Below are 25,232 nucleotides of genomic sequence, written 5' to 3'. Positions count from 1 at the left end.
TGACGCCTGATTATTTGGTCAGGGCAGGCTTGTTATCGATGTTGGTTAGCACGCCGGCACTGCTGAAGGTCAGCGTCAGGGTTTGCTGGGTCACATCTTCATGACCAGGCTGCTGGCGGAATACATAGAACCAGGTGTTTGTGCCGAATGGATCGGACATCATCGGGGTACCCAGGGCATAAGCGACCTGCTGTTGTGTCATACCCACGCGGATTTTGGACACATCGTTAGGGGTAAGGTAGTTCCCCTGGTTGATGTCAGGACGGTAAACCACTTTCTCCAGAGTGGAACAGCCTGCGGTCAACATCAGAAGAACCGCTGCGGCAGCGGTCAGCGTTTTACAGCGCATAGTGATTTGATTCCTTTTCGGGCCCGAGCAGTACGCGGCTCATATGTAATATGCCGATGATAATAGACCTTGCCCCACTTTGAAACCGGTCTGGCGGCGTTTTTGTTGTTCTGTATGACCCTGAGATCCCGAAAAAGTTTATGCCGCCAGCAGTTCTTTCGCATTCGCGAGGGTATTGCGGGTGACTTCACTGCCGCCGAGCAGGCGTGCCAGCTCCTGCAAGCGTGAGCGTTTATCCAGCGGCTTCATGTGCGTTTCCGTCATTTCGCCATCGGTTTCCTTGCTGACGATAAAGTGGTGATGACCACAACCGGCTACCTGCGGCAGGTGAGTCACACACATGACCTGCGTCGATTCACCCAACTGACGCAGCAGTTTGCCGACAACGGCTGCGGTCGGGCCGCTGATACCCACATCCACTTCATCGAAAATTAACGCCGGGGTTTCCATTTTACGGGCGGTAATCACCTGAATGGCCAGGGCAATACGCGACAGTTCACCGCCGGAAGCCACTTTCGAAATCGCCTGTAAAGGCTGACCAGGGTTGGTAGTGACGCGGAATTCTACGCGGTCCGCCCCTTCCGCCGTCAGATGATGCTCTTCAAAGCGAACATCAATGGTGAATACTCCATGCGGCATTGCCAGCGTATGCATGCTGTCGGTAATGTGCTGGCTAAGCTCAAGCGCATAGTGCTGTCGCACGTCGTGAAGTCGTTTCGCCGTTTCCAGCGCCTGCTGATGATGCAGATTGACCGCCAGAGACAAGGTTTCAAGTGAATCAGCCTGATCGTCCAGCTGCTGCTGTTCCTCCAGCAGAGACTGATAATAATTCGGCAGCTCTTCCGGGGTGACGTGATGCTTACGCGCCAGGGAAATCTGACGGGAGATGCGTTGCTCAAGTTCGAACAGACGGTTCGGGTCGAGATCCAGACGCTCACAGTAGTGGCGCAGTTCATCTCCAGCTTCTGATATCTGAATCGCGGCCTCTTCAAGCATTTCAAGCACGCCAGAAAGTTTATTGTCCATGCCGGTCAGTTCGGTAACAAGCTGACGCACGTTGTACAGCTGGCTCTGCAAGTTTACGTCTTCGCCATCCGCCAGCATGTTCAGGGCATTCTGGCTGGTGGAAAGCAGCTGGCCGCTGTTGGCCAGACGCTTATATTCCTCGTCGATTTGCTCAAACTCACCTGCCTGCGGGTTAAATTCGTTCAGCTCTTTCAGTTGATATTCCAGCAGCTCGGCGCGCGCGGTACGCTCCTGGCTTTGCTGCTGATGCTGTGCAAGTTCGCGGCAGCTTTGATGCCACTGACGATAGTGCTCTGCCATGAGTTGAGTAAGCGCGTACTCACCTGCGTAACCATCAAGCAGGGCTTTCTGTTGTTCGGGTTTGATTAACTGCTGGTGCGCATGCTGACCATGGATCTGGATGAGCAACTGACCCAGCTCGCGAAGCTGAGAAAGGGGAACTGCTGTGCCGTTGATAAAGCCGCGGGAGCGGCCATCGCTGCTGATGACACGGCGAAGTAAACACTCACGTCCGTCTTCCAGCTGGTTCGCTTCCAGCCAGCGCAGGGCGGCAGGTGTGTCTTTTAACGAGAAGCGGGCGCAGAGATCGGCACGGGCTGCGCCTGTGCGCACCATATCACCCTCTGCACGACCGCCGAGGCACAAGCCGAGGGCATCAATGGCAATGGATTTACCTGCACCGGTTTCACCGGTAATCGCCGTCATTCCGCTATGGAAGTCGATCTCAAGCTCACGAACAATGGCAAAGTTGCTGATGGTCAGTTGTGCCAGCATAATTGTTTTCCTGTATGAAAAACCATGACTGTGTTTGCATACAGTATAAACTGGTTTTATATACAGTAAAGTGCTGGATGCAAAATCAGAACAATTTTTTTGACCAGCCGAGCTTGGAGCTTAATGTGTTGAAATAGCTGTAATCTTTCGGGTGAATCAGGTTCAGATGGTAATCGCAGCGGCGAATGAGAACATCTTCACCTTCCTGAATGGGGAGCGCAATTTGACTGTCGCAGCTGATCTCCAGGTCGTTACGGCGATGGGAAAAACGCAGGCGGATAGTGCTATCGCCGTTGATCACCAGCGGACGCGCCGAGAGCGTATGCGGGAACATCGGCACCAGGGTAATGGCATCCAGCGATGGCGTCAGGATTGGGCCTCCGGCTGAAAGTGAGTAGGCAGTTGACCCCGTAGGGGTTGAAATAATCAGCCCGTCAGAACGCTGCGAGAAAGCGAAGATTTCGTCGATATAGACTTCGAATTCGATCATATGCGCCACTTTACCGGGATGGAGAACCACCTCGTTAATGGCGGTGCTGATGCGCTTCTGGCAGTCCTGCTGACACACCTGGGCTTCCAGTAAAAACCGTTTTTCACTGATATAGTGGCCTTCCAGCACGTCCGCCAGCTGCTGCTGCGCATTGTCCGGGTCGAGGTCGGTCAGGAAACCGAGATTGCCACGGTTAATACCAATAACCTTAATATCATAGCGAGCCAGCGTTCGCGCCGCGCCCAGCATATTGCCGTCGCCACCGACCACCACGGCGAGATCCGCCTGCTGGCCAATTTCCGCCAGCGTACCGGTTCTGACGCTTTTAAGCTGTAACTCCTGGGCGATCTGCTGCTCGACCATCACTTCATACCCTTTGCCACACAGCCAGCGATACAACATTTCATGTGTCGTCAATGCGGTAGGGTGACGCGGATGGCCGACGATCCCAATACACCTGAAATGATTATTCATTTTCTGGAGGTCCTTGTGCCTGATGAATGATGACAATCTGCCTTGTTCCCTTGAATCCAGGAAACTGATCCCCATAATAAGCGAAGTTAGCGAGATGAATGCAGAAAAACGCGGAGAAATTCATGAGTAGTAAAGAACAGAAAACGCCTGAGGGGCAAGCCCCTGAAGAAATTATTACGGAACAGCACGATGACGTTGAGGCCGTAGAGCCAGACACGTCTGCTGAGCAGGTGGACCCGCGCGATGAAAAAATTGCCAACCTGGAAGCTCAGTTGGTAGAAGCGCAGAATCGCGAACGCGATAGTGTACTGCGTATCAAAGCGGAAATGGAAAACCTGCGCCGTCGTACCGAGCTGGATGTTGAAAAGGCGCACAAATTTGCGCTGGAGAAATTCGTCAACGAACTGCTGCCGGTGATCGACAGCCTGGATCGCGCATTGGAAGTGGCGGATAAAGCTAATCCGGATAACGCGGCGATGATTGAAGGCATTGAGCTGACGCTGAAATCCATGCTGGATGTGGTGCGTAAGTTCGGTGTTGAAGTGATTGCCGATACGGATGTACCGCTGGATCCAAACGTTCACCAGGCCATTGCGATGGTCGAGTCAGAAGACGTTGCCGCGGGTAACGTGCTGGGCGTGATGCAGAAAGGGTATACCCTGAACGGTCGTACTATTCGTGCTGCGATGGTGACCGTGGCGAAAGCGAAAGCGTAATGTGCTACCTGTAGTGCCGGGTGGTGGCGTTCGCCTCACCCGGCCTACGTTCTATTCAGCAATACTTTCCCGCAGTGGCGTAACGGGCAGGACCTTCACCTGCTTAATCATGTTGTCCTGAACATCCAGAATATCAATATCATACTGCTCAATACGCACACGCGTACCTGCCGCCGGGATCTCTTCCAGCGCTTCCAGAATCATACCGTTCATCGTCCGCGCTTCGTCTTCCGGCAAATGCCAGTTAAACGCTTTATTGATTTCACGAATGTTGGCGCTGCCGTCGATAAGCACCGAACCGTCGTTCTGTGGCGTGACTTCTTCCGCAAGGGAAGGTGACATTGACGTGGTAAAGTCCCCGACAATCTCTTCCAGAATATCTTCGACCGTCACCAGCCCCTGTATGTCGCCATATTCATCTACCACCAGGCCGACTTTCTTCTTGTTTCGCTGGAACTTGACCAGCTGCGTGCTGAGCGGGGTGCCTTCTGGCACGTAATAAATTTCGTCGGCAGCGCGCAGCATCACCTCTTTTGTGAACTCGTTTTTCTCGGTCATCAGACGATAGGCTTCGCGCACGCGCAGCATGCTGATGGCATCGTCGAGGGAATCGCGATAAAGCACGATGCGTCCGTGCGGGGAGTGCGTCAGCTGACGGACAATGGCCTTCCAGTCGTCGTTGATATCAATCCCGACGATTTCATTGCGTGGCACCATGATGTCGTCGACGTTGACCTTTTCCAGATCCAACACCGACAGGAGCATGTCTTGATTGCGACGGGAGATCTGCGAGCGGGACTCGTTCACGATGGTACGCAGTTCGTCTTTGCTGAGCGCGCTACTGATGGTGACATCGGCCTTTATGCCGACCATGCGCATCAGCACCCGGGTCACCATATTCAGCAGCCAGACCAGCGGCATCATCAGAATAAGCAGCGGTGCTAACAGGAAGCTGCTCGGGTAAGCGACTTTTTCCGGATAAAGCGCCGCGATGGTTTTGGGCAGCACCTCCGCAAACACTAGCACCACAAACGTGAGCACCCCTGTGGCAATCGCTACGCCTGCGTTGCCGTAAAGACGCATCCCGACGATAGTGCCCAACGCAGAAGCGAGAATATTGACCAGGTTGTTACCGATAAGCACCAGGCTAATCAGGCGGTCCGGCTTACGCAGAAGCTTTTCGACACGACGCGCGGCACGGTTACCCTGCTTGGCACGATGACGTAACCGGTAGCGGTTCAGCGTCATCATGCCGGTTTCAGAGCCAGAGAAATAAGCGGAGATGACCACCATGATGATCAGAATGACGATCAGCGTAGTGGTAGAGATGTGTTCCAGGGGGAACTCCTTTTGTTACTTAGCCAGCAAATTGCTGTATGAAGCGGCTACCAAAATAGGCAAGCGTGAGAATGCCCGCACCCGCAACGTTGAACCAGACCACGCGACGACCGCGCCAGCCTTCGTGATAATGGCCCCATAACAGGACAATATAGACAAACCACGCAATGATGGAGAGAACAGCTTTATCGATATTCTCCACGCTGAACAGATTCTTCATATAAAACAAACCCGTGCACAGCGTCAGCGTCAGCAGAACCACACCGACCTGGGTGATGTGGAACATCTTACGCTCAATCACCATCAGCGGCGGCATTTCGTGGTTAAAGGCCAGCTTTTTATTTTTCAGCTGGTAGTCAATCCAGGCGAGCTGCATGGCGTAAAGGGCGGCGATGATCAGCGTCGCGTAGGAGAACAGCGACAGGCCAATATGCACCAGCATCCCCGGCGTGGCTTCCAGATGGGTAATAAACTCATTGGGCATGAACGTGGCCAACGCCAGGTTGATCAGCGCGAAGGCGTAGACTATCGGCAGCAGCAGCCAGCCACGGTTTTTCGACGCGACAATGGTCATGACCGTACAGATCATCAGGCTGACCAGTGAGCCGACGTTAAGTACGCTCAGATTTTGCACGCTGCCGTCGCCGGGAATGATGCGTGATTCCAGCGCAAACGCGTGGCTAACCAGTGCGATCGCTGCCGAAAGAATAGCCATGCGCCGCCAGCCGCTGTTTTTTTGCAGCAGGCCAGGAATGATCAGCGCGAGGCTGACAGAGTAGGCAACAAGGGCGATCAGTGCGAAAACAGGCATATAGGCGTCGACAGTTGTCTTAATAAGAAAGAGAAGCAGTATAACGTTACGTGACGTCTGCTCCAACCGTTGCATAACAACAAAGGCGCCTTCATGTTATACTCCGGCAAAATTCTGTGTATGTGTCGCCCAGGCGACCTAACGTTTCTACCCCAGGCGAGAGACAATGTTTGATAATTTAACCGATCGTTTGTCGCGCACGCTGCGCAACATCAGCGGCCGTGGACGCCTCACCGAAGAGAACATCAAGGAAACGCTGCGCGAAGTGCGCATGGCGCTGCTGGAAGCAGACGTTGCGTTGCCGGTCGTGCGTGATTTTATCAACCGCGTGAAAGAGAAAGCGGTTGGCCATGAAGTGAACAAGAGCCTGACTCCGGGTCAGGAGTTCGTCAAAATCGTCCGTAACGAGCTGGTTTCGGCGATGGGCGAAGAGAACCAGGTGCTTAACCTGGCGGCTCAGCCTCCGGCTGTCGTGCTGATGGCGGGTCTGCAAGGTGCGGGTAAAACCACCAGCGTCGGTAAGCTGGGGAAATTCCTGCGCGAAAAGCACAAGAAAAAGGTGCTGGTGGTGTCGGCGGACGTGTATCGCCCGGCGGCGATCAAACAGCTGGAAACGCTGGCCGAGCAGGTTGGCGTGGACTTCTTCCCGTCCGACGTGGCGCAGAAGCCTGTCGACATCGTTAACGCGGCGCTGAAAGAGGCGAAGCTGAAATTCTACGACGTGCTGCTGGTGGATACCGCCGGTCGACTGCACGTTGACGAAGCGATGATGGACGAAATCAAGCAGGTGCATGCCTCTATCAACCCGGTAGAGACCCTGTTTGTTGTTGACGCCATGACCGGTCAGGACGCCGCGAACACGGCGAAAGCGTTTAACGAAGCGCTGCCGTTAACCGGCGTGGTGCTGACTAAAGTCGACGGCGACGCCCGCGGCGGTGCGGCGCTCTCTATTCGTCATATCACCGGCAAGCCGATCAAATTCCTCGGTGTGGGTGAGAAAACCGAGGCGCTCGAGCCGTTCCACCCGGACCGTATTGCCTCCCGTATCCTCGGCATGGGCGACGTGCTGTCACTGATCGAAGATATCGAGAGCAAAGTTGACCGCGCGCAGGCGGAAAAACTCGCCAGCAAGCTGAAAAAGGGCGACGGTTTCGACCTGACTGACTTCCTTGAGCAGCTGCGCCAGATGAAAAACATGGGCGGCATGGCCAGCCTGATGGGCAAGCTGCCGGGCATGGGGCAGATCCCGGATAACGTCAAATCGCAGATGGATGACAAAGTGCTGGTGCGTATGGAGGCAATCATCAACTCGATGACGCTGAAAGAGCGTGCGAAGCCAGAAATCATTAAAGGTTCCCGCAAGCGCCGTATCGCAGCCGGTTGCGGCATGCAGGTACAGGACGTTAACCGCCTTCTGAAACAGTTCGACGACATGCAGCGCATGATGAAGAAAATGAAGAAAGGCGGCATGGCGAAGATGATGCGCGGCATGAAAGGCATGATGCCGCCCGGTTTTCCTGGGCGATAATCGCTTTTGAGATTGCTTTTTGCCCGGAAATGAGTAAAATTTTCGGGCTTTTAATATGACACCCGGGCTCCGTTCCTCGATGGGGCCCGGTTGTTTTATTCACACAAGAGGATGTTATGGTAACTATTCGTTTAGCACGTCACGGCGCTAAAAAGCGTCCGTTCTACCAGGTTGTTGTGACTGACAGCCGTAATGCACGCAACGGTCGCTTCATCGAGCGCGTTGGTTTCTTCAACCCACTGGCCGCTGGCGCAGAAGAAGAAACCCGTCTGGATCTGGATCGTATCGCTCACTGGGTTGGCCAGGGCGCTACTGTTTCCGATCGCGTTGCTACGCTGATCAAAGCAGCAAACAAAGCAGCTTAATCTGTCACGGTGGTCATGATGAGCAATAAAGCACCTGTTGAACCGATCGTATTGGGAAAAATGGGTTCTTGCTACGGTATCCGTGGTTGGCTCAGAGTGTTTTCCTCCACTGAAGACGCTGATAGCATTTTTAATTACCAGCCCTGGTTTATCCAGAAAGCCGGTAAGTGGGAAGAGGTCGAGCTGGAAAGCTGGCGTCACCACAATCAGGACATCATCATCAAGCTGAAAGGCGTTGACGATCGTGATGCCGCGAATGCGCTGACTAATTGTGAAATTGTCGTGGATTCGTCGCAGTTGCCGCAGCTGGAAGAGGGTGACTACTACTGGAAAGACCTTATGGGTTGCCAGGTAGTGACCACTGAAGGCTACAGCCTGGGGAAAGTCATCGACATGATGGAAACCGGGTCAAATGACGTTCTCGTCATTAAGGCAAACCTGAAGGATGCATTTGGCATCAAGGAGCGGTTGGTTCCGTTCCTCGATGGACAGGTTATCAAGAAAGTCGATCTCACTACTCAAACGATTGAAGTAGATTGGGATCCTGGTTTTTAAATTCTCCGGATAAACGGTAAAAGACGGCGCTATGTGGATTGGCATAATTAGCCTGTTTCCTGAAATGTTCCGCGCGATTACCGATTACGGGGTAACTGGCCGGGCAGTAAAGAATGGCCTGCTGAGCATCCAGAGCTGGAGTCCTCGTGATTTCACGCACGACCGGCACCGTACCGTGGACGATCGTCCTTACGGCGGCGGACCGGGGATGTTAATGATGGTGCAACCCTTACGGGACGCCATTCACACAGCAAAAGCCGCGGCAGGTGAAGGCGCGAAGGTGATTTATCTGTCACCTCAGGGACGCAAGCTTGATCAAGCGGGCGTGAGCGAACTGGCGACGAATCAAAAGCTGATTCTGGTCTGTGGACGCTACGAAGGGATAGATGAGCGCGTAATTCAAACCGAGATTGACGAAGAATGGTCTATCGGCGATTACGTTCTCAGCGGTGGTGAGTTACCCGCAATGACGCTGATTGACTCCGTCGCCCGGTTCATTCCGGGGGTTCTGGGCCATGAAGCATCGGCAACGGAAGATTCCTTTGCTGATGGGTTGCTGGACTGTCCACACTATACTCGTCCTGAAGTGTTAGAAGGGATGGAGGTACCGGCGGTGTTACTGTCTGGAAACCATGCCGAGATACGTCGCTGGCGTTTGAAACAGTCGCTGGGCCGAACCTGGCTTAGAAGACCTGAACTTCTGGAAAACCTGGCTCTGACTGAAGAGCAAGCAAAGTTGCTGGCCGAGTTCAAAACTGAACACGCGAACCAGCAGCATGAACATGATGGGAAGGCGTAATACGCTCCCGAATATCAGTTTACCCAGGATAAGAGATTAAATTATGAGCAACATTATTAAGCAACTTGAACAAGAGCAGATGAAGCAGGACGTACCTTCCTTCCGTCCAGGTGACACCGTGGAAGTGAAAGTATGGGTTGTTGAAGGTTCCAAAAAACGTCTGCAGGCATTCGAGGGCGTGGTTATCGCTATTCGTAACCGCGGTCTGCACTCTGCATTCACTGTTCGTAAAATTTCCAACGGCGAAGGCGTTGAGCGTGTCTTCCAGACTCACTCTCCGGTAGTTGACAGCATTGCTGTTAAACGTCGTGGTGCTGTACGTAAAGCTAAACTGTACTACCTGCGTGAGCGTACTGGTAAGTCTGCTCGTATTAAAGAGCGTCTGAACTAAGATTCGCTTAAGCGACATCCTGTTAGAAAGGGCTGGCCGAAAGGCTGGCCCTTTTTTTATTCCATCGCACTCGCATGTTAACGCTTTTGACATAAATCATTTACAATGCTCGCCATCTTGAATGGAGGGGACGTGAATAACGCACTGCATCAGCACAACTGGAAACGCGCAGCGGCCTTGATCGCGCTGTTTGCGATCCTGCTGATCGTGGTTGCGCCGCTGATCTCCGTCTCGCTGCAAAAAGATCCCATGAGGGCCATGCCGGGCATGCATCATGACATGAGCATGATGTCGATGGACGAGCATCATGGCGACATGCCGCACACGATGCCTGTCGACCATGCGGAAGCGTGCGGCTACTGCGTGCTTTTAGCCCATGTGCCGGGAGTGATGCTGGCGCTGATTGTCTTGCTCAGCGTGGTGCTGCAACGGCTGCGCGTGAAGCCGCCGCGTCAGGCGAGCAACCACTGGCACTTCTTCCCCTGGCTTTACCCTGATACCCGCGCGCCGCCGCGGCAGTCTGCTTTTTCCCTTTAAAAAATATCTATAACTTTCTGCCTTAAAAAGGAAAAGTATGACTACCTGTACGCCGCGCGCGGCATGGGGAAACCTGCTGCGTCGCCTCCATTTCTACATCGGGCTGTTTGTCGGCCCTTTTATCTTCTTCGCTGCGTTAACCGGTACGCTGTATGTGGCGACCCCTCAGCTGGAAAATGTCCTCTATCGGCACGCGCTCCACACCGACTCCGTGGGCGAGCCGCAGCCGCTGGCGAACCAAATTGCCGTGGCGGAAAAAATCGTGGGATCAGATTTGCGTTTGCACGCCGTTCGTCCGGGGCTGATTGAAGGCGAAACCACCCGCGTGATGTTTGCTGACCCGACGCTGGGGCCATCGGAAAACCGGGCTATCTTTGTCGATCCGGTAAGTCTGGCGGTACTGGGAGATATGACGGTGTACGGCACCAGCGGAATTTTACCGCTGCGCCAGATCATTGATTATTTGCATACCTCTTTGATGCTGGGTGATATCGGGCGTCTTTATAGCGAACTGGCCGCGTCGTGGATGTGGGTTGCCGCGCTGGGCGGTATTGCCCTGTGGTTTTATACCCGGCCCAAACGGCGGATTAACAATCGTTTCCAGAACCGCCGTCGTGTGCATGTGACATTAGGCTGGATACTGCTGGGCGGAATGCTGTTGTTCTCAGCAACCGGCCTGACGTGGTCGCAGTGGGCGGGGGGAAATGTCGATAAACTCCGGGCACAAATGAACTGGCTTACGCCTCAGGTGAACACCACGCTTTCAGGGGCGCCAGTCATGATGGACGAACACGCTGAACACCGTGGTCACCATGGCGGCATGATGATGCCTGAAATGGCGATGGATATGACGAAGTTCGATGGCGTATTAAGTGCGGCGCGTAAAGCGGGAATTGATGCCAGCAAGCTTGAGATCCGCCCGGCCAAAACGGCGGACCGCGCCTGGACAGTGACGGAAATCGATCGCAGCTGGCCGACTCAGGTGGATGCCGTTGCGGTTGATCCCGGTACGATGCAGGTTCTGGACCGAACCCGATTCGAGGATTTCCCGCTTATGGCAAAACTGACCCGCTGGGGCGTAGATTTCCATATGGGGATCCTGTTTGGTCTGGTAAATCAGCTGCTGCTCATCGCGTTTGGTGTTGCGCTGTGTGTGTTGATTGTCTGGGGATACCGGATGTGGTGGATGCGTCGCCCTGCGACGTCACCGGCAAACCCGGTACAGACGCTCTGTCAAAGCTGGCTGGCATTGCCGCTGTGGGGAAGGGGAGTGACGTTCCTGATAAGCGCCCTGCTGGGGCTGGCGCTGCCGGTAATGGGCATCAGTCTGGCGGTATTTATCGTGATTGACTGGCTGCGCTGGCGAGCGGCTTCAGGTATGTCGCTCGCCGGGACATCCACTAAATAGCCTTAAGGCGTGCTGATAACCACCGCAACCCGGCGGTTTTCAGCGCGCCCTTGCGCAGTACGGTTACTACTCACAGGGTATTTTTTACCTAAACCCCGCGTGGTGAGGTTGCTGCGCGGAATGTTCGCACCCTTAGCCCAGGCATCCGCCACGACATTGGCTCGTTTTAACGAAAGCGCTTCGTTGTAACTCTCTTCGCCATAGTTATCCGTATGGCCGTCCATGCGGGCATGATTCAGACCGGTTGCCGCCAGACGTGAGGCCATCGTCTGGATCTGCGTTTCACTTTCCGGGCGCAGCCTGGCGTCATTTTTATCAAACAGGATCTTATCCGACAGGCCCAGGGACCAGTCGCCATTCAGTTCGTTAAAGCCGTAGGATTTCATGGCCGCAATTTGCTCTGGCGTGAATTTCCCTTCAGCGGATGTCTGGCATCCGGATATCACCAGTGATGCCAGTAACAACGGCGCAAAATATTGCTTTAACATATCGTCTTCCTTTCAGGATATTGTTTTGGAACGCTGGTTCTTGACCAGATACATATTGCGATCGGCTTGCTCCAGTAAGGCCTCAACGGAGGCATTTTCCGACGCCAGAGCAAAGCCAATGCTAAGTGACATTGATGCTGTGTGCCCGTTATGCAGATCAAACGGACGGATAAATTGCTGCGACAGCGCAGCACAAATATATTCCACCTCACGCGCGGCGTGGACGCCGTACAGGATCATGGCAAATTCGTCGCCGCCAAGACGGTAAGACTGATGACGTTTTTCGCCAAACTCGACCATCCTTTTGGCAACTTCGATCAGTACGCAGTCACCCGCAGCATGACCCCAGGTGTCATTGATAAACTTAAAGTTATCGCCATCGAGAAACAGCAGTGCAGAATTGGTTTTTGCCGAAGCGTCATTCATTAATGCCGCAATGTTGTTGCGAAACGCGGCGCGGTTTGCGAGCCCCGTTAGCGGATCGTGCATGGCGGTACGCAACAGCTGAGCGTTTTTGGCCTGTAGCTTGAGCTGCCACTCCTCCATTTCGTCCAGCAGGCTGTTGAAGTCTTCACCAAACTGGTGGAACTCCTCAATGCGGCCTTCCGTTACCCGGCGAGAGAAGTTGCGGTTGGTGCGAACGTCATGCACAACGTCGGTGATATTTTGCATTTCAGCGACCATGCCATGATGGAGCGAGCGGGTAATAGTCAATGCGACGGCAGAAGCAAGAAGAATGCAGCCGGTGAGAACCGCAAATGAAAGCCAGATAAAGTGGCTAATCAGGCTGTCTCGCGCGGTCAGCCGAATTTCGCCAATCATATTGCCGTTATGCATGATGGGCTGTGCGACAGGAACAGGGAACAACCAGCGGTTGACCAGCGCGCCCAGCGTGTCAGTATTATCCGCCGGGTTCCATGACCACCAGGCAAAGCGTTTATGATGCGCGTTGAGCACTTCCGCCACGGCAAATTGCCCCTGCTTGCCGAGGGTCGCGAGCGTTTCGTTTGCCGCCACGGCATCGTTGAACACCAGCGAAGCTTCAAGGCTGTGGCTCATGGTGGCGCCGGTGAGTTCGAGGTTTTTTTGCGCGTATTGCTTTAATGTCACCACGGAAGCGAAACACAGCAGCAGCCATATAAACGTCATCGTTATAATGACGCTTATCATGCTGATTCGTCGCAACGTTCTTTTAAACGTTGGACGCGGTGTTGATATGACATCCTTATTCATGCTTCTTATTCCGCGCGAGCATTAATACATCCGGATTGACTCTGACGCCACTGCGCGCCAGCGCATCCAGATTGACGGAAAACCTGACCTGGTCGTGCTCTATTATCAGACAAAAACCGCTGCCAATAACGCATTCAGGATTTTGCTCTGACATTGATAACAACGCATGGCCCTGATATTGATTTATTATTTCTTGTTGTTTTGCCGGTGATTCACTCCCGAAATAGAGGGCATCACACATGGCGGTGAGCGCTTCCCGATCGCTTTGCACAATGACAGGGGTATAGGGCAACGGGTTGTGTTCATCTTCACTGCTGAGCGCCTGACGGTAATGGGAAGAGGCATAAATACAGAGCTTAGGCTGACCGGACAGTGCTGGCCATCGGGTGTAGCTCACAATACCTGAAACAATCGAACGTACCGATTTATCCGTTTCAGTGAACGAACCTGCCGTGACAGGGGCCACTATAATGAACAGCACTAGCGCCAGGGGGAGTCGGAGCAAAGCGATCAAAATTGCATTTCTCATCAGAATCCGCCAAACCACCCCGGAAATAGATGTCCTTAAGAATTGTCGGCAGAATACCATTGTTTATCAAAGCCGTCATTATGTCAGAAATATCCCTGTTTTGACCTAAGCTAAATCTTACAGCGAACGATATTCAGGAAAATTTAGGCAGGCTCAATTAAGTCTGCTGGAAGTCATACTTTCATCCATTCCTTGTTGCCAGGATTCACGCAGCTTTACTGCATTTATATTTGTAACGCAGCTGGCAGGAAATGATTTTCCCGCTAATCCCCAGGCATAAATAAAGCCTTCTTCGCATATTTTTTTCTGTCCGTCAGCGTAGCCGCGGAGATATTTCCCGCGATCGACCTGAGGGTCATTAAAACTATCGGCCAGAGCCTGGTTATCTTTAACCGGAACACCATTCATAGCGTCTTCTTTACCGGCCGTGAACCAGTCCGGGCTAGTCCAGTCAGGCTGAAAAGTATAAGGATTGATCTGGCAACCCGACAAAATCAGCGACAACAACATAAAAGCAATTGAACGCATGGCTATTCTCCTTTTGGTGAGCATAGCCTGGCTTACAAATATGCATGTGTAATATTAACTTTACGTTTTTAGACCATCATTTTTGCAATTTGAGAGTCATTGTAAAGTAATGTGTACGTATTTTGGATTGAAATCTTTACTTGATGTGATATCGTTGTGTCACCTCTTCGAGGAAAACCACTATCGCAAACGAGTTTTACAGGATCGCAATCATGCAAAAAGACGCGCTGAACAACGTACATATCACTGACGAACAGGTGTTAATCACCCCGGATCAACTGAAGGCGGAATTCCCGCTGAGCGTTGCGCAGGAAGCTCAGATTGAGCACTCTCGCCAGACCATTTCTGACATTATCGCTGGCCGCGATCCGCGCCTGCTGGTGGTATGTGGTCCTTGCTCTATTCACGATCCTGAAACCGCCATTGAGTACGCTCGTCGATTTAAAGCATTAGCGGAGGAGGTCAGCGATAGCCTCTATCTGGTGATGCGCGTCTATTTTGAGAAGCCACGTACGACCGTTGGCTGGAAAGGGTTGATCAACGATCCACACATGGATGGCTCGTTTGATGTGGAAGCAGGGCTGAAAATTGCGCGTCGCCTGCTGGTGGAACTGGTCAGCATGGGGCTGCCTCTGGCAACTGAAGCGCTGGATCCTAACAGCCCGCAATACCTCGGCGATCTGTTCAGCTGGTCTGCAATTGGTGCACGTACCACCGAATCACAAACCCACCGCGAGATGGCGTCTGGCCTGTCTATGCCGGTTGGTTTTAAAAACGGTACCGACGGCAGCCTGGCCACAGCGATTAATGCCATGCGCGCCGCCGCCATGCCCCACCGTTTTGTCGGGATCAACCAGGCGGGCCAGGTATGCCTGCTGCAAACTCAGGGCAACCCGGACGGGCATGTGATCCTGCGCGGCGGTAAAGCGCCAAACTACAGCCCGGCGGATGTTGCGCAGTGTGAAAAAGAGATGGAACAGGCGGGACTGCGCCCGGCGCTGATGGTAGATTGCAGTCATGGTAATTCGAATAAAGATTACCGTCGCCAGCCTGCGGTTGCAGAATCTGTGATTGCCCAGATAAAAGATGGTAACCGTTCAATTATCGGCCTGATGATTGAAAGCAATATTCATGAAGGCAATCAGTCATCGGAACAACCGCGTAGCGCGATGAAGCCCGGCGTCTCCGTTACGGATGCCTGCATTAGCTGGGAAACCACCGATGCGCTGCTGCGTGAGATCCATAAAGATTTGAACGGCCAGCTGGCGACGCGTCTGGCATAAGAGGGTAGTTATGGTTGCTGAATTGACCGCTTTACGCGATCAAATTGATGAAGTGGATAAGGCGTTGCTGGATCTTCTGGCGCGCCGCATGGCTCTGGTTGCTGAGGTCGGCGAAGTTAAAAGCAAATACGGCCTGCCGATTTACGTTCCGGAGCGTGAGGCCTCTATGCTCGCCTCCCGCCGTAAAGAGGCGCAGGCCCTGGGCGTATCACCTGATTTGATTGAGGATGTCCTGCGTCGCGTCATGCGCGAGTCCTATTCCAGCGAAAACGACAAGGGCTTCAAAACCCTCTGTCCGTCGCTGCGCCCGGTGGTAATCGTGGGTGGTGGCGGGCAGATGGGGCGTATGTTTGAGAAAATGCTGACGCTTTCTGGCTATCAGGTACGCATTCTTGAGAAAGAGGACTGGTCGCACGCGCCGGAGCTGATGAAAGACGCTGGAATGGTTATCGTCAGCGTGCCGATCCATGTGACGGAGCAGATAATCGCGAAACTTCCTCCGCTGCCGGAAGATTGCATACTGGTGGACCTGGCCTCCGTTAAAAATGGTCCGCTACAGGCAATGCTGGCGGCGCACACTGGCCCCGTGCTTGGGTTACACCCGATGTTTGGCCCGGACAGCGGAAGCCTGGCGAAGCAGGTCGTGGTTTACTGTGACGGACGCCAGCCGGAAGCCTACCAGTGGTTCCTGGAACAGATCCAGGTCTGGGGAGCACGTTTGCACCGCATTAGCGCGGTAGAGCATGACCAGAACATGGCGTTTATTCAGGCGCTACGCCACTTTGCAACCTTTGCCTATGGGCTGCACCTGGCGGAAGAGAACGTTCAGCTTGAACAATTGCTTGCGCTTTCCTCGCCAATCTATCGGCTGGAGCTGGCGATGGTCGGGCGACTGTTTGCCCAGGATCCGCAGCTTTACGCCGACATCATCATGTCGTCTGAAAATAATCTGGCGCTGATTAAACGCTATTATCAGCGTTTTGGCGAAGCGATCACCTTGCTGGAACACGGCGATAAACAAGCCTTTATCGACAGTTTCCGTAAAGTGGAGCACTGGTTCGGTGATTACGCCACGCGATTCCAGAGTGAAAGCCGCACGCTGTTGCGCCAGGCAAATGACAGTCGCCAGTAATCTGATGATGTATATACTGAAAGCCAGCATTGCTGGCTTTTTTCATTTTGGGGAACTGTCATGGCTGAACCGCAGCTGCTGTTGAACTATACCGGGCATCTGCCCGAATGCCCGACGTGGAGTGCAGAAGAGAAGGCGCTCTACTGGGCGGATATCCTGGAAGGGGAGATCCATCGGTACCATCTGCCCACGGCGGAACACTCGGTGCTCTCATTTCATGAAGAAGTTGGGTGTTTTGCCCTGCGTGAACGCGGCGGATTTATCGTCGCGATGCGAAACGCCATCTGGCTGACCGATAAACATGGCCTGCTCCAGCGTAAGGTTTGCGATAACCCGTCCAACCCGCAGCTTGCACGCTTTAACGATGGCGGTACCGATCGTCAGGGACGGTTTTATGCGGGCACGTTCTGGGGGCCGGGAGATTATAACGGCGCCATGCTGATGCGTATCGACAACGACCTGACGCCGAAAGTGATCCAGTGCGATATTCACGGGCATAACGGTTTAGCGTTTAGTCCTGACGAACGGTGGATGTTTACTTCTGATACGCCGAACGGTGTGATCTACCGAACGCCGCTTGATGTGCAGGGGGAACCCGGCAAACGCGAAGAATTTCACCGTTTTAGCGAGGGAGACGGTATACCCGACGGGGCGGCAATGGATGAGGAAGGCTGCTACTGGAGCGCACTGTTTGACGGCTGGCGTATCGCACGGTTTTCACCGCAAGGCGAACAGCTGGAAGAGTATCGGCTGCCGGTACGCTGCCCGACAATGGTCTGCTTTGGCGGCGACGATATGAAAACGCTGTTTATCACCACCACGCGGGAAAATATGGAGGCGGCGGAGCTGGAGAAATACCCGCTTTCCGGTGCCATCTTCACCCTGCCTGTAAATGTGGCAGGAATGAAGAAAAGCCGCTTTATCGAACGTTAAGCCGGATCGACCGGGACCACGTTTTCGCTCGGATAGCAGCCCAGCACTTTCATGGAGCGTGTGATTTCGCCCAGTTCGCGCAGGGCTTTCTGCATGGATGCAGACTCCAGGTTGGCCTGAACGTCGAGATAGAACATCTCTTCCCACGGGTTGCCATGTATTGGGCGGGATTCCAGCTTCGTCATGATCAGGTTGTGATTACGCAGCACCAGCAGCGCTTCAACCAGCGCACCCGCCTGCTGGCCGGTCGCCATCAGCAGGGTGGTTTTCGCCGGGACCTGGTCCGACACGTTGATGGCCTTGCGGGCCAGAACCACGAAACGGGTGATATTCTGCGTCTGGTTGGCCAGATTGCGTTCCAGCACCTGTAAGCCATACAGCGCGCCGCCCGCTTCGCTACCGAGTGCCGCGACGGCAGGAGAGTTTGCCTGCGCCACTTTTTCCATCGCCGCCGAGGTGCTCTCGGTGTACTCAATTTTCCAGTGCGGATAACGGTTCAGGAACTGGCTGCACTGCTGGAACGGCTGCGGGTGGCTGTACACCGTTTCGATCTGACTCAGATCGGTTGAGCCAGAGACCAGCACGCAATGATCGATAGGGATAGTCAACTCGCCGACTAACGACAGGCTGGTGTGCTGGAGCAGATCGTAAACATCGTTGATGGCGCCGGAACTGGTGTTCTCAATAGGCACCACGGCGTAATCTGCCTGGCCGGTTTCGACCTGGTTGAAGATGTCTGCAAATTTCGCGCAGCCGCTCTCAATGAACTCTTCGAAATGGCGGGCGGCGTACTGGCGAGCCGCCAGGTGAGAATAGGAACCTTTTGGGCCGAGGAAGGCGATACGAGCAGAGTGCGGGTTGGTTTTGTTCAGATGCTGCTGGAGAAGCGCTTGTTGCGTCAGAACGGAATCTTCGATGATGAGCTGAAACAGGCGGGTGATGTAGTGAGCATCGAGATGATGCGCTTTGCCGAGCTGAATCAACCGTTCCAGTAAATCACGTTCGCGGTCGATATCACGTACCGGGCGATGGGAATCCAGCTTGGCTTTACCCACTTCAACGGCAAGCGCGCGGCGTTCTGCCAGCAGAGCCAGTAGTTTTTCGTCGAGCGCGCTGATTTTTACGCGCAAATCCAGGAGCGGGTTTTCCGGTGTCATAGTGTTGTCTGTCTCATTTTATCGTTATCAATAAAAAAGGCCTCCCGGTCTGGGAGGCCTTGTTGTTCGTCTTCGCATTCTTTATCACACGACGAAACGCCTCCCGGTCAGGGGAAGGTAAAAAAGAATGCGAAGAAAAACGGCGTTTGTTTCATAAGGTCATCCTGAAATTGATAGGGTTAAAGTACCTGTACTGTTTTGATCCTGTCAATAAAAAACGCGCCCGGAGGCGCGTTGTCGGTACACTCAATTTTAGAGGACTACTCTTCTTCAACTTCTTCCGCGAAGCTGGCGTCTTTCACCGAGGTTGCGGCGCGACGTGCTTCACCTTTGTGTTGCACTTTATTGAGCTGCCGTTCCAGCTTGTTGATCAAATCGTTAATTGCGGTGTACATATCCTCGTGTTTTGCGCTGGCGACCAGATGGCCGTTTGGAGTATTGATAGTTGCGTCAGCGATGAAACCCTGCGGCTCCTTGGACAGGATGATATGTGGATTAATCAAATGTGTTTGCCATTTATCCAGTTTGGCGAGACGGTCTGCGACGTGCTGGCGGATTGCCGGAGTAATTTCCATTTGTTTACTGGTAATGTTCATTGTCATAAATTTTACCTCTTGTCTTTCCGTCTTGGTGATTCCAGCATACCCGACCTAATGTCAAAATGTGTGATTTGGATCACGTTATTTTGTCGGTTTTTGTCAGGGAATCTTTTTTGTGAGGCAGGGCAGGAAGAGGTGAGATTTACCTTGTCGAAGCCAACAATTGCGGTCATAGTTGAATGGATGTGTCGAAGCTAAACCGCTTCAGCGTAACTCTGAAAGAATAAAAAAACGGCAGCCTGCGGGCTGCCGTTATGCGTTGTAGCGGTATCAGGTGTTGCTGCTGTTCGCGGCAATGATTTTCGCCACTTTGTCAGCCTGAGCCGTCATCTGCATCTGGCGATACGCATTCTCCATCAGCTTCAGGCCATCACGCGTGGCCTGCGTATCCGGATAATCACGCAGCATGCCTTCTACACGGTTAACCACGGCAACCCATGCGCCACGGCGGGTGTAGTATTCCGCTACGGAGTACTCGTATTTCGCCAGACGATCTTTCAGGAACACCAGACGTTTAGTGGCATCGGTAATGTACTGGCTGTTCGGGTAGCTACGCACCAGTTTGGAAAAGTCATTGAAAGCATCACGCGCATGTTGCGGGTCACGGTCGGAACGATCCACCCCGAAGAAGCCCTGCAATGCACTGTCATCCAGCGCCATGTTAGTCAGGCCGCGCATGTACATTACGTAATCGATGTTAGGATGGGTAGGGTTCAAACGCATGAAACGATCGATCGTTGCCTGAGCCAGCGGCAGATCGGCATTTTTGTAGTAGGCGTAGATAAGATCTAACTGTACCTGCTGCGAATACGGACCAAACGGATAGCGATTATCCAACGCTTCCAGTTGCGTTATCGCCTGTTTCCAGTTACCGTCCTGCAACTTTTGTTGTGCAGTCGCATAGATTTCATTCGGCGGATTGTCAGGGACCTGTTCATTCGAACCGGAGCAGCCCACCAAAGCCAGGCTCAACGTGGCCGCTGCCACCAGATATTTCATGCGCGTCATGACGTTTTGACTTTCCTCAAATGTTTGTCCGGGAGAAACTCAGTTCCTGCTCCCGATTAAGACCAGCTACAATAGCACACTATATTAAACGGCAAAGCCGTAAAACCCAACGTTAAACGAAGAAGCAGTTTATGGCACAACGAGTAGAACTCACCGCAACAGTCTCCGAAAATCAGCTCGGTCAACGCTTAGATCAGGCTTTGGCCGAATTGTTCCCTGATTATTCGCGTTCACGCATAAAAGAATGGATCCTTGACCAGCGCGTGCTGGTAAACGGCAAGATCTGGGACAAACCAAAAGAGAAAGTGTTTGGTGGGGAAGCTGTCGCCATCAATGCTGAAATCGAAGAGGAAATCCGCTTCGAGCCGCAGGATATCCCGCTCGATATCGTCTACGAAGATGACGATATTCTCGTCATCAACAAGCCGCGCGATTTTGTTGTTCATCCGGGCGCGGGCAATCCTGACGGTACGGTACTTAACGCACTCCTTCATTATTATCCGCCGATTGCCGACGTACCGCGTGCCGGTATTGTTCACCGTCTGGATAAAGACACCACGGGTCTGATGGTCGTGGCGAAGACGATTCCCGCTCAGACCCGTCTTGTGGAATCTTTGCAACTGCGCGAAATCACCCGTGAGTATGAGGCGGTGGCGATTGGTCATATGACCTCTGGCGGCACGGTGGAAGAGCCTATCAGCCGTCACCCAACCAAGCGTACGCATATGTCCGTACACCCGATGGGTAAACCGGCGGTGACCCACTACCGCATCATGGAACATTTCCGTATTCATACGCGCCTGCGTCTGCGTCTGGAAACCGGGCGTACTCACCAGATCCGCGTGCACATGGCGCATATTACCCATCCGCTGGTGGGTGACCCGGTTTACGGTGGTCGTCCGCGTCCGCCAAAGGGCGCATCGGATGAATTCATCTCCGTGCTGCGTAAATTCGATCGCCAGGCGTTGCATGCGACGATGCTGCGTCTTTACCACCCCATCACCGGGATTCAGATGGAATGGCATGCGCCGATCCCACAGGATATGGTGGAACTTATCGACGCGATGCGCGCAGATTTCGAAGAACATAAGGATCACGTGGACTGGTTATGACCAAACTGATTGTCCCGGAGTGGCCACTGCCTGAAGGCGTGGCCGCCTGTAGTTCGACCCGTATCGGTGGCGTGAGCCAGGGCGCGTGGGAGTCTCTGAACCTCGGTGCGCACTGTGGTGATAACCTGGAGCACGTTGAAGAGAACCGTAAACGCCTCTTTGCTGCGGGAAACCTTCCTTCAAAACCGGTCTGGCTTGAGCAGGTGCACGGTAAAGCGGTGCTGAAGCTGACAGGTGAGCCCTATGCGTCTAAACGCGCCGATGCGTCGTACAGCAATACGCCGGGAACGGTTTGCGCGGTGATGACCGCTGATTGCCTGCCGGTGTTGTTCTGCAATCAGGCAGGAACTGAAGTGGCTGCTGCACATGCTGGCTGGCGTGGGCTGTGTGAGGGGGTGCTGGAAGAGACTGTCGCCTGCTTTAAGGATGATCCCGCCAATATCATGGCCTGGCTGGGGCCTGCGATTGGCCCTCGTGCCTTTGAAGTGGGGCCGGAAGTTCGCGAAGCATTCATGGAAAAAGATCCGCAGGCCGATGAGGCCTTCTTGCCTTCCGGTGAAAAATATCTGGCGAATATTTACCAGCTTGCCCATCAGCGCTTGAAAAGCGTCGGTGTCACGCAGATCTTCGGCGGAGATCGCTGTACTTTCACCGAAAAGGGTGATTTTTTCTCTTATCGCCGCGACAAGGCTACGGGTCGTATGGCAAGTTTTATTTGGCTGATATAACCTAAAGAATCAAGACGATCCGGCACGCGCCGTTTTCTTTTCACATAATTCAGGTCATTAACCTTGAATAATTGAGGGATGACCTCATTTAATCTCCAGTAGCAAATTTGACCTGTTATGGGAGGAGTTATGCGTCTGGATCGTCTTACTAATAAATTCCAGCTTGCTCTCGCCGATGCCCAGTCCCTCGCACTGGGGCACGACAACCAATTTATCGAACCTCTTCATTTAATGAGCGCCTTGCTGAATCAGGAAGGGGGATCGGTACGTCCTTTATTAACGTCCGCTGGCATTAATGCCGGTCAGTTACGCACCGCCATCGATCAGGCGTTGAGCCGTTTACCGCAGGTGGAAGGTACCGGCGGCGACGTGCAGCCGTCACAGGATCTGGTGCGCGTGCTGAACCTTTGCGACAAGCTGGCGCAAAAACGTGGGGACAACTTTATTTCGTCAGAGCTGTTTGTTCTGGCGGCGCTTGAATCACGCGGTACCTTAACCGACCTGCTGAAATCCGCCGGTGCAACCACCGCTAATGTGACCCAGGCGATTGAGAAAATGCGCGGAGGTGAAAGCGTGAACGACCAGGGAGCCGAAGACCAACGTCAGGCTTTGAAGAAATTTACGGTCGACCTGACCGAACGTGCCGAGCAGGGCAAACTTGACCCGGTGATTGGCCGTGACGAAGAAATTCGCCGGACTATCCAGGTACTGCAACGCCGTACCAAAAACAACCCGGTGCTGATTGGTGAGCCAGGCGTCGGTAAAACCGCCATCGTTGAAGGTCTTGCGCAGCGTATTGTCAACGGTGAAGTCCCTGAAGGGCTGAAGGGCCGTCGCGTACTGGCGCTGGATATGGGCGCGCTGGTGGCTGGGGCGAAATATCGCGGTGAGTTTGAAGAGCGTCTGAAAGGCGTGCTGAACGATCTGGCGAAACAGGAAGGTAACGTCATCCTGTTTATCGACGAACTGCACACCATGGTGGGGGCGGGTAAAGCTGACGGCGCAATGGATGCCGGGAACATGCTGAAACCTGCGCTTGCACGTGGTGAACTTCACTGCGTCGGCGCCACTACGCTGGACGAGTATCGTCAGTACATTGAAAAAGACGCCGCGCTGGAGCGTCGCTTCCAGAAGGTGTTTGTCGCTGAACCAAGCGTTGAAGATACCATCGCCATTTTGCGTGGTCTGAAAGAGCGTTATGAGTTGCACCATCATGTGCAGATTACAGACCCGGCCATCGTTGCGGCGGCGACGCTTTCGCATCGTTACATTGCCGACCGTCAGTTGCCGGATAAAGCCATCGACCTTATCGATGAAGCGGCGTCCAGCATCCGTATGCAGATTGACTCGAAACCGGAAGAACTGGACCGGCTCGATCGCCGCATCATCCAGCTCAAGCTGGAACAGCAGGCGCTGAACAAAGAGTCTGATGAAGCAAGTAAGAAACGCCTCGATATGCTCAATGAAGAACTGGATGAGAAAGAGCGCCAGTATTCTGAGCTGGAAGAAGAGTGGAAAGCTGAGAAAGCATCGCTCTCTGGTACCCAGACAATCAAGGCGGAACTGGAGCAGGCGAAAATTGCCATTGAGCAGGCGCGTCGCGTTGGGGATCTGGCGCGGATGTCCGAGTTACAGTACGGCAAGATCCCTGAACTGGAAAAACAGCTTGAGATCGCCACGCAGTCGGAAGGCAAAACCATGCGTCTTTTGCGTAATAAAGTGACGGATGCCGAGATTGCCGAAGTGTTGGCGCGCTGGACGGGTATTCCTGTGGCTCGCATGATGGAAAGCGAACGCGAGAAACTGCTGCGTATGGAGCAGGATCTGCATCAGCGCGTCATTGGACAGAATGAAGCGGTCGAAGCGGTATCTAACGCCATTCGTCGGAGCCGCGCGGGGCTGTCCGATCCTAATCGTCCAATCGGTTCGTTCCTTTTCCTGGGGCCAACCGGTGTCGGTAAAACCGAGCTGTGTAAAGCGCTGGCTAACTTTATGTTCGACAGCGATGACGCGATGGTGCGTATTGATATGTCCGAATTTATGGAGAAACACTCCGTCTCGCGTCTGGTCGGTGCGCCTCCGGGATATGTCGGTTATGAAGAAGGCGGTTACCTGACGGAAGCGGTTCGTCGTCGTCCTTATTCCGTCATCCTGCTGGATGAAGTGGAAAAGGCTCATCCTGACGTGTTTAACATTCTGTTGCAGGTGCTGGATGATGGGCGTCTGACGGACGGGCAGGGAAGAACGGTCGACTTCCGTAACACGGTGGTTATCATGACCTCGAACCTGGGTTCCGATTTGATTCAGGAACGCTTCGGTGAGCTGGATTACAGCCATATGAAAGATCTGGTGCTGGGTGTGGTCAGCCAAAACTTCCGTCCGGAGTTCATCAACCGTATTGATGAAGTGGTCGTGTTCCATCCGCTGGGTGAGAAACACATTGCGTCGATTGCGCAGATCCAGTTGCAGCGTCTGTACAAACGTCTGGAAGAGCGTGGGTATGAAATCCACATTTCCGACGATGCGCTGAAGCTGCTGAGCGAGAATGGTTACGATCCTGTTTATGGTGCGCGTCCGTTAAAACGTGCTATCCAGCAGCAGATCGAAAACCCGCTGGCACAGCAAATCCTCTCCGGAGAACTGGTTCCGGGCAAAGTTATCCGTCTGGAAGCCAACGACGATCGCATTGTGGCAGTGCAGTAAATCACAAAACGCAAAAACGGGCCGCGTGCGGCTCGTTTTTGTTTAAAAACCAGGCGAGAATTGATGTCTGGAGCGTGATTTGCCTGGAAAGTGAGCAGTCAGTAAATAATTTTCACTTTAGCCTTGCAGGTTCGGAATTACTCCCTATAATGCGCCTCCACTGACACGGAACAACGGCACGCAAGCCGCCGGGTCAGCAGAGAAAAGCAAAATAAACGCTTGACTCTGAAGCGGGAAA

The 25,232-nt window shown here is 53.5% G+C and carries 27 protein-coding genes and 1 other annotated feature; of the genes, 14 read left to right on the top strand and 13 right to left on the bottom strand.

Going from position 1 to position 25,232, the window contains the following annotated elements; all coding sequences use genetic code 11:
* Positions 1-10: 10 nt before the first annotated feature.
* From bamE to nadK, 3 genes are all read right to left on the bottom strand, one after another.
* Positions 11-349, bottom strand: a complete 339-nt coding sequence (bamE, locus tag G6Q29_RS20575; RefSeq protein ID WP_003863121.1) for an outer membrane protein assembly factor BamE — start codon at positions 347-349, stop codon at positions 11-13.
* A 138-nt stretch (positions 350-487) separates the two neighbouring features.
* On the bottom strand, positions 488-2,149 hold the full coding sequence (gene recN / locus G6Q29_RS20565; protein ID WP_165466061.1) for a DNA repair protein RecN: 1,662 nt from the start codon (positions 2,147-2,149) through the stop codon (positions 488-490).
* 85 nt (positions 2,150-2,234) lie between these two features.
* The gene (gene nadK / locus G6Q29_RS20560; RefSeq protein WP_017383004.1) at positions 2,235-3,113 is read right to left on the bottom strand and encodes an NAD(+) kinase; all 879 of its coding nucleotides are present in this window, start codon (positions 3,111-3,113) and stop codon (positions 2,235-2,237) included.
* Between the two features lie 122 nt (positions 3,114-3,235).
* Here nadK and grpE point away from each other — a divergent pair, with 122 nt between their 5' ends.
* Positions 3,236-3,829, top strand: coding sequence for a nucleotide exchange factor GrpE (gene grpE / locus G6Q29_RS20555; RefSeq protein WP_165466060.1), 594 nt, complete (start codon positions 3,236-3,238; stop codon positions 3,827-3,829).
* 51 nt (positions 3,830-3,880) lie between these two features.
* Here the strand turns inward: grpE and G6Q29_RS20550 are convergent, their stop codons facing one another.
* Positions 3,881-5,167, bottom strand: a complete 1,287-nt coding sequence (locus G6Q29_RS20550) for an HlyC/CorC family transporter (RefSeq protein ID WP_165466312.1) — start codon at positions 5,165-5,167, stop codon at positions 3,881-3,883.
* A gap of 19 nt (positions 5,168-5,186) precedes the next feature.
* Entirely contained in the window at positions 5,187-5,978 is a 792-nt protein-coding gene (locus tag G6Q29_RS20545) for a cytochrome C assembly family protein (RefSeq protein ID WP_207309796.1), read from the bottom strand.
* A gap of 166 nt (positions 5,979-6,144) precedes the next feature.
* Between G6Q29_RS20545 and ffh the strand changes: the two genes are divergently transcribed.
* The 7 genes from ffh (at position 6,145) to G6Q29_RS20510 (ending at position 11,561) form a co-directional block, all read left to right on the top strand.
* Positions 6,145-7,506 (top strand): signal recognition particle protein, encoded by a 1,362-nt coding sequence (gene ffh, locus G6Q29_RS20540; RefSeq protein WP_003863132.1) that lies wholly within the window; start codon positions 6,145-6,147, stop codon positions 7,504-7,506.
* 116 nt (positions 7,507-7,622) lie between these two features.
* On the top strand, positions 7,623-7,871 hold the full coding sequence (rpsP, locus tag G6Q29_RS20535) for a 30S ribosomal protein S16 (RefSeq protein ID WP_003863133.1): 249 nt from the start codon (positions 7,623-7,625) through the stop codon (positions 7,869-7,871).
* A gap of 15 nt (positions 7,872-7,886) precedes the next feature.
* Complete coding sequence (gene rimM, locus G6Q29_RS20530) at positions 7,887-8,426, top strand: ribosome maturation factor RimM (RefSeq protein ID WP_006178053.1); 540 nt, start codon at positions 7,887-7,889, stop codon at positions 8,424-8,426.
* 31 nt (positions 8,427-8,457) lie between these two features.
* Positions 8,458-9,225, top strand: a complete 768-nt coding sequence (gene trmD, locus G6Q29_RS20525; RefSeq protein WP_014884877.1) for a tRNA (guanosine(37)-N1)-methyltransferase TrmD — start codon at positions 8,458-8,460, stop codon at positions 9,223-9,225.
* A 43-nt stretch (positions 9,226-9,268) separates the two neighbouring features.
* On the top strand, positions 9,269-9,616 hold the full coding sequence (gene rplS / locus G6Q29_RS20520; RefSeq protein WP_002914145.1) for a 50S ribosomal protein L19: 348 nt from the start codon (positions 9,269-9,271) through the stop codon (positions 9,614-9,616).
* A 132-nt stretch (positions 9,617-9,748) separates the two neighbouring features.
* On the top strand, positions 9,749-10,153 hold the full coding sequence (locus G6Q29_RS20515) for a DUF2946 domain-containing protein (RefSeq protein WP_165466058.1): 405 nt from the start codon (positions 9,749-9,751) through the stop codon (positions 10,151-10,153).
* Positions 10,154-10,190: 37 nt separating this feature from the next.
* Positions 10,191-11,561: a PepSY-associated TM helix domain-containing protein gene (locus tag G6Q29_RS20510; protein ID WP_165466057.1), complete on the top strand. Its 1,371-nt coding sequence runs from the start codon at positions 10,191-10,193 to the stop codon at positions 11,559-11,561.
* Positions 11,562-11,563: 2 nt separating this feature from the next.
* On the opposite strand, the gene G6Q29_RS20505 is transcribed toward G6Q29_RS20510, so the two are convergent.
* The 4 genes from G6Q29_RS20505 to G6Q29_RS20490 form a co-directional block, all read right to left on the bottom strand.
* Complete coding sequence (locus tag G6Q29_RS20505; protein ID WP_165466056.1) at positions 11,564-12,049, bottom strand: OmpA family protein; 486 nt, start codon at positions 12,047-12,049, stop codon at positions 11,564-11,566.
* Between the two features lie 12 nt (positions 12,050-12,061).
* The gene (gene dgcN / locus G6Q29_RS20500) at positions 12,062-13,282 is read right to left on the bottom strand and encodes a diguanylate cyclase DgcN (protein WP_165466055.1); all 1,221 of its coding nucleotides are present in this window, start codon (positions 13,280-13,282) and stop codon (positions 12,062-12,064) included.
* Positions 13,275-13,811, bottom strand: coding sequence for a YfiR family protein (locus G6Q29_RS20495; RefSeq protein ID WP_165466054.1), 537 nt, complete (start codon positions 13,809-13,811; stop codon positions 13,275-13,277). The genes dgcN and G6Q29_RS20495 overlap by 8 nt, the downstream gene beginning before the upstream one ends.
* A gap of 153 nt (positions 13,812-13,964) precedes the next feature.
* Positions 13,965-14,339 (bottom strand): DUF2799 domain-containing protein, encoded by a 375-nt coding sequence (locus tag G6Q29_RS20490; RefSeq protein WP_165466053.1) that lies wholly within the window; start codon positions 14,337-14,339, stop codon positions 13,965-13,967.
* Positions 14,340-14,551: 212 nt separating this feature from the next.
* Between G6Q29_RS20490 and aroF the strand changes: the two genes are divergently transcribed.
* From aroF to G6Q29_RS20475, 3 genes are read left to right on the top strand one after another with little or no spacing between them, the layout of a single operon-like run.
* Positions 14,552-15,622, top strand: coding sequence for a 3-deoxy-7-phosphoheptulonate synthase AroF (gene aroF, locus G6Q29_RS20485; protein ID WP_006811632.1), 1,071 nt, complete (start codon positions 14,552-14,554; stop codon positions 15,620-15,622).
* 10 nt (positions 15,623-15,632) lie between these two features.
* Positions 15,633-16,754: a bifunctional chorismate mutase/prephenate dehydrogenase gene (gene tyrA, locus G6Q29_RS20480; RefSeq protein ID WP_165466052.1), complete on the top strand. Its 1,122-nt coding sequence runs from the start codon at positions 15,633-15,635 to the stop codon at positions 16,752-16,754.
* Positions 16,755-16,814: 60 nt separating this feature from the next.
* Positions 16,815-17,687: an SMP-30/gluconolactonase/LRE family protein gene (locus tag G6Q29_RS20475; RefSeq protein ID WP_165466051.1), complete on the top strand. Its 873-nt coding sequence runs from the start codon at positions 16,815-16,817 to the stop codon at positions 17,685-17,687.
* On the opposite strand, the gene pheA is transcribed toward G6Q29_RS20475, so the two are convergent.
* The 4 genes from pheA to bamD all read right to left on the bottom strand — a co-directional run bounded on the left by pheA (position 17,684) and on the right by bamD (position 20,451).
* The gene (gene pheA / locus G6Q29_RS20470; protein ID WP_165466050.1) at positions 17,684-18,844 is read right to left on the bottom strand and encodes a bifunctional chorismate mutase/prephenate dehydratase; all 1,161 of its coding nucleotides are present in this window, start codon (positions 18,842-18,844) and stop codon (positions 17,684-17,686) included. The two genes, G6Q29_RS20475 and pheA, sit on opposite strands and share 4 nt — an antisense overlap.
* A 30-nt stretch (positions 18,845-18,874) precedes the next feature.
* Positions 18,875-19,000, bottom strand: a sequence feature (Phe leader region).
* The gene (gene pheL / locus G6Q29_RS20465) at positions 18,952-18,999 is read right to left on the bottom strand and encodes a pheA operon leader peptide PheL (RefSeq protein ID WP_100229775.1); all 48 of its coding nucleotides are present in this window, start codon (positions 18,997-18,999) and stop codon (positions 18,952-18,954) included. It overlaps the preceding feature by 48 nt.
* Positions 19,001-19,104: 104 nt before the next feature.
* The gene (gene raiA, locus G6Q29_RS20460) at positions 19,105-19,446 is read right to left on the bottom strand and encodes a ribosome-associated translation inhibitor RaiA (RefSeq protein WP_003863162.1); all 342 of its coding nucleotides are present in this window, start codon (positions 19,444-19,446) and stop codon (positions 19,105-19,107) included.
* A gap of 267 nt (positions 19,447-19,713) precedes the next feature.
* Positions 19,714-20,451, bottom strand: a complete 738-nt coding sequence (gene bamD, locus G6Q29_RS20455; RefSeq protein ID WP_003863164.1) for an outer membrane protein assembly factor BamD — start codon at positions 20,449-20,451, stop codon at positions 19,714-19,716.
* 131 nt (positions 20,452-20,582) lie between these two features.
* Between bamD and rluD the strand changes: the two genes are divergently transcribed.
* From rluD to clpB, 3 genes are all read left to right on the top strand, one after another.
* On the top strand, positions 20,583-21,563 hold the full coding sequence (gene rluD / locus G6Q29_RS20450) for a 23S rRNA pseudouridine(1911/1915/1917) synthase RluD (protein ID WP_023314684.1): 981 nt from the start codon (positions 20,583-20,585) through the stop codon (positions 21,561-21,563).
* The gene (gene yfiH, locus G6Q29_RS20445; protein WP_165466049.1) at positions 21,560-22,291 is read left to right on the top strand and encodes a purine nucleoside phosphorylase YfiH; all 732 of its coding nucleotides are present in this window, start codon (positions 21,560-21,562) and stop codon (positions 22,289-22,291) included. The genes rluD and yfiH overlap by 4 nt, the downstream gene beginning before the upstream one ends.
* A gap of 129 nt (positions 22,292-22,420) precedes the next feature.
* Positions 22,421-24,994, top strand: a complete 2,574-nt coding sequence (clpB, locus tag G6Q29_RS20440; protein ID WP_017692862.1) for an ATP-dependent chaperone ClpB — start codon at positions 22,421-22,423, stop codon at positions 24,992-24,994.
* The last annotated feature ends 238 nt before the right edge of the window (positions 24,995-25,232 follow it).

The sequence above is a fragment of the Enterobacter cloacae genome (assembly GCF_011078175.1).
GTDB lineage: Bacteria > Pseudomonadota > Gammaproteobacteria > Enterobacterales > Enterobacteriaceae > Enterobacter > Enterobacter cloacae_Q.
Note: the sequence above shows the minus strand (reverse complement) of the source record. Positions and strands in the feature narration are given on the sequence as shown.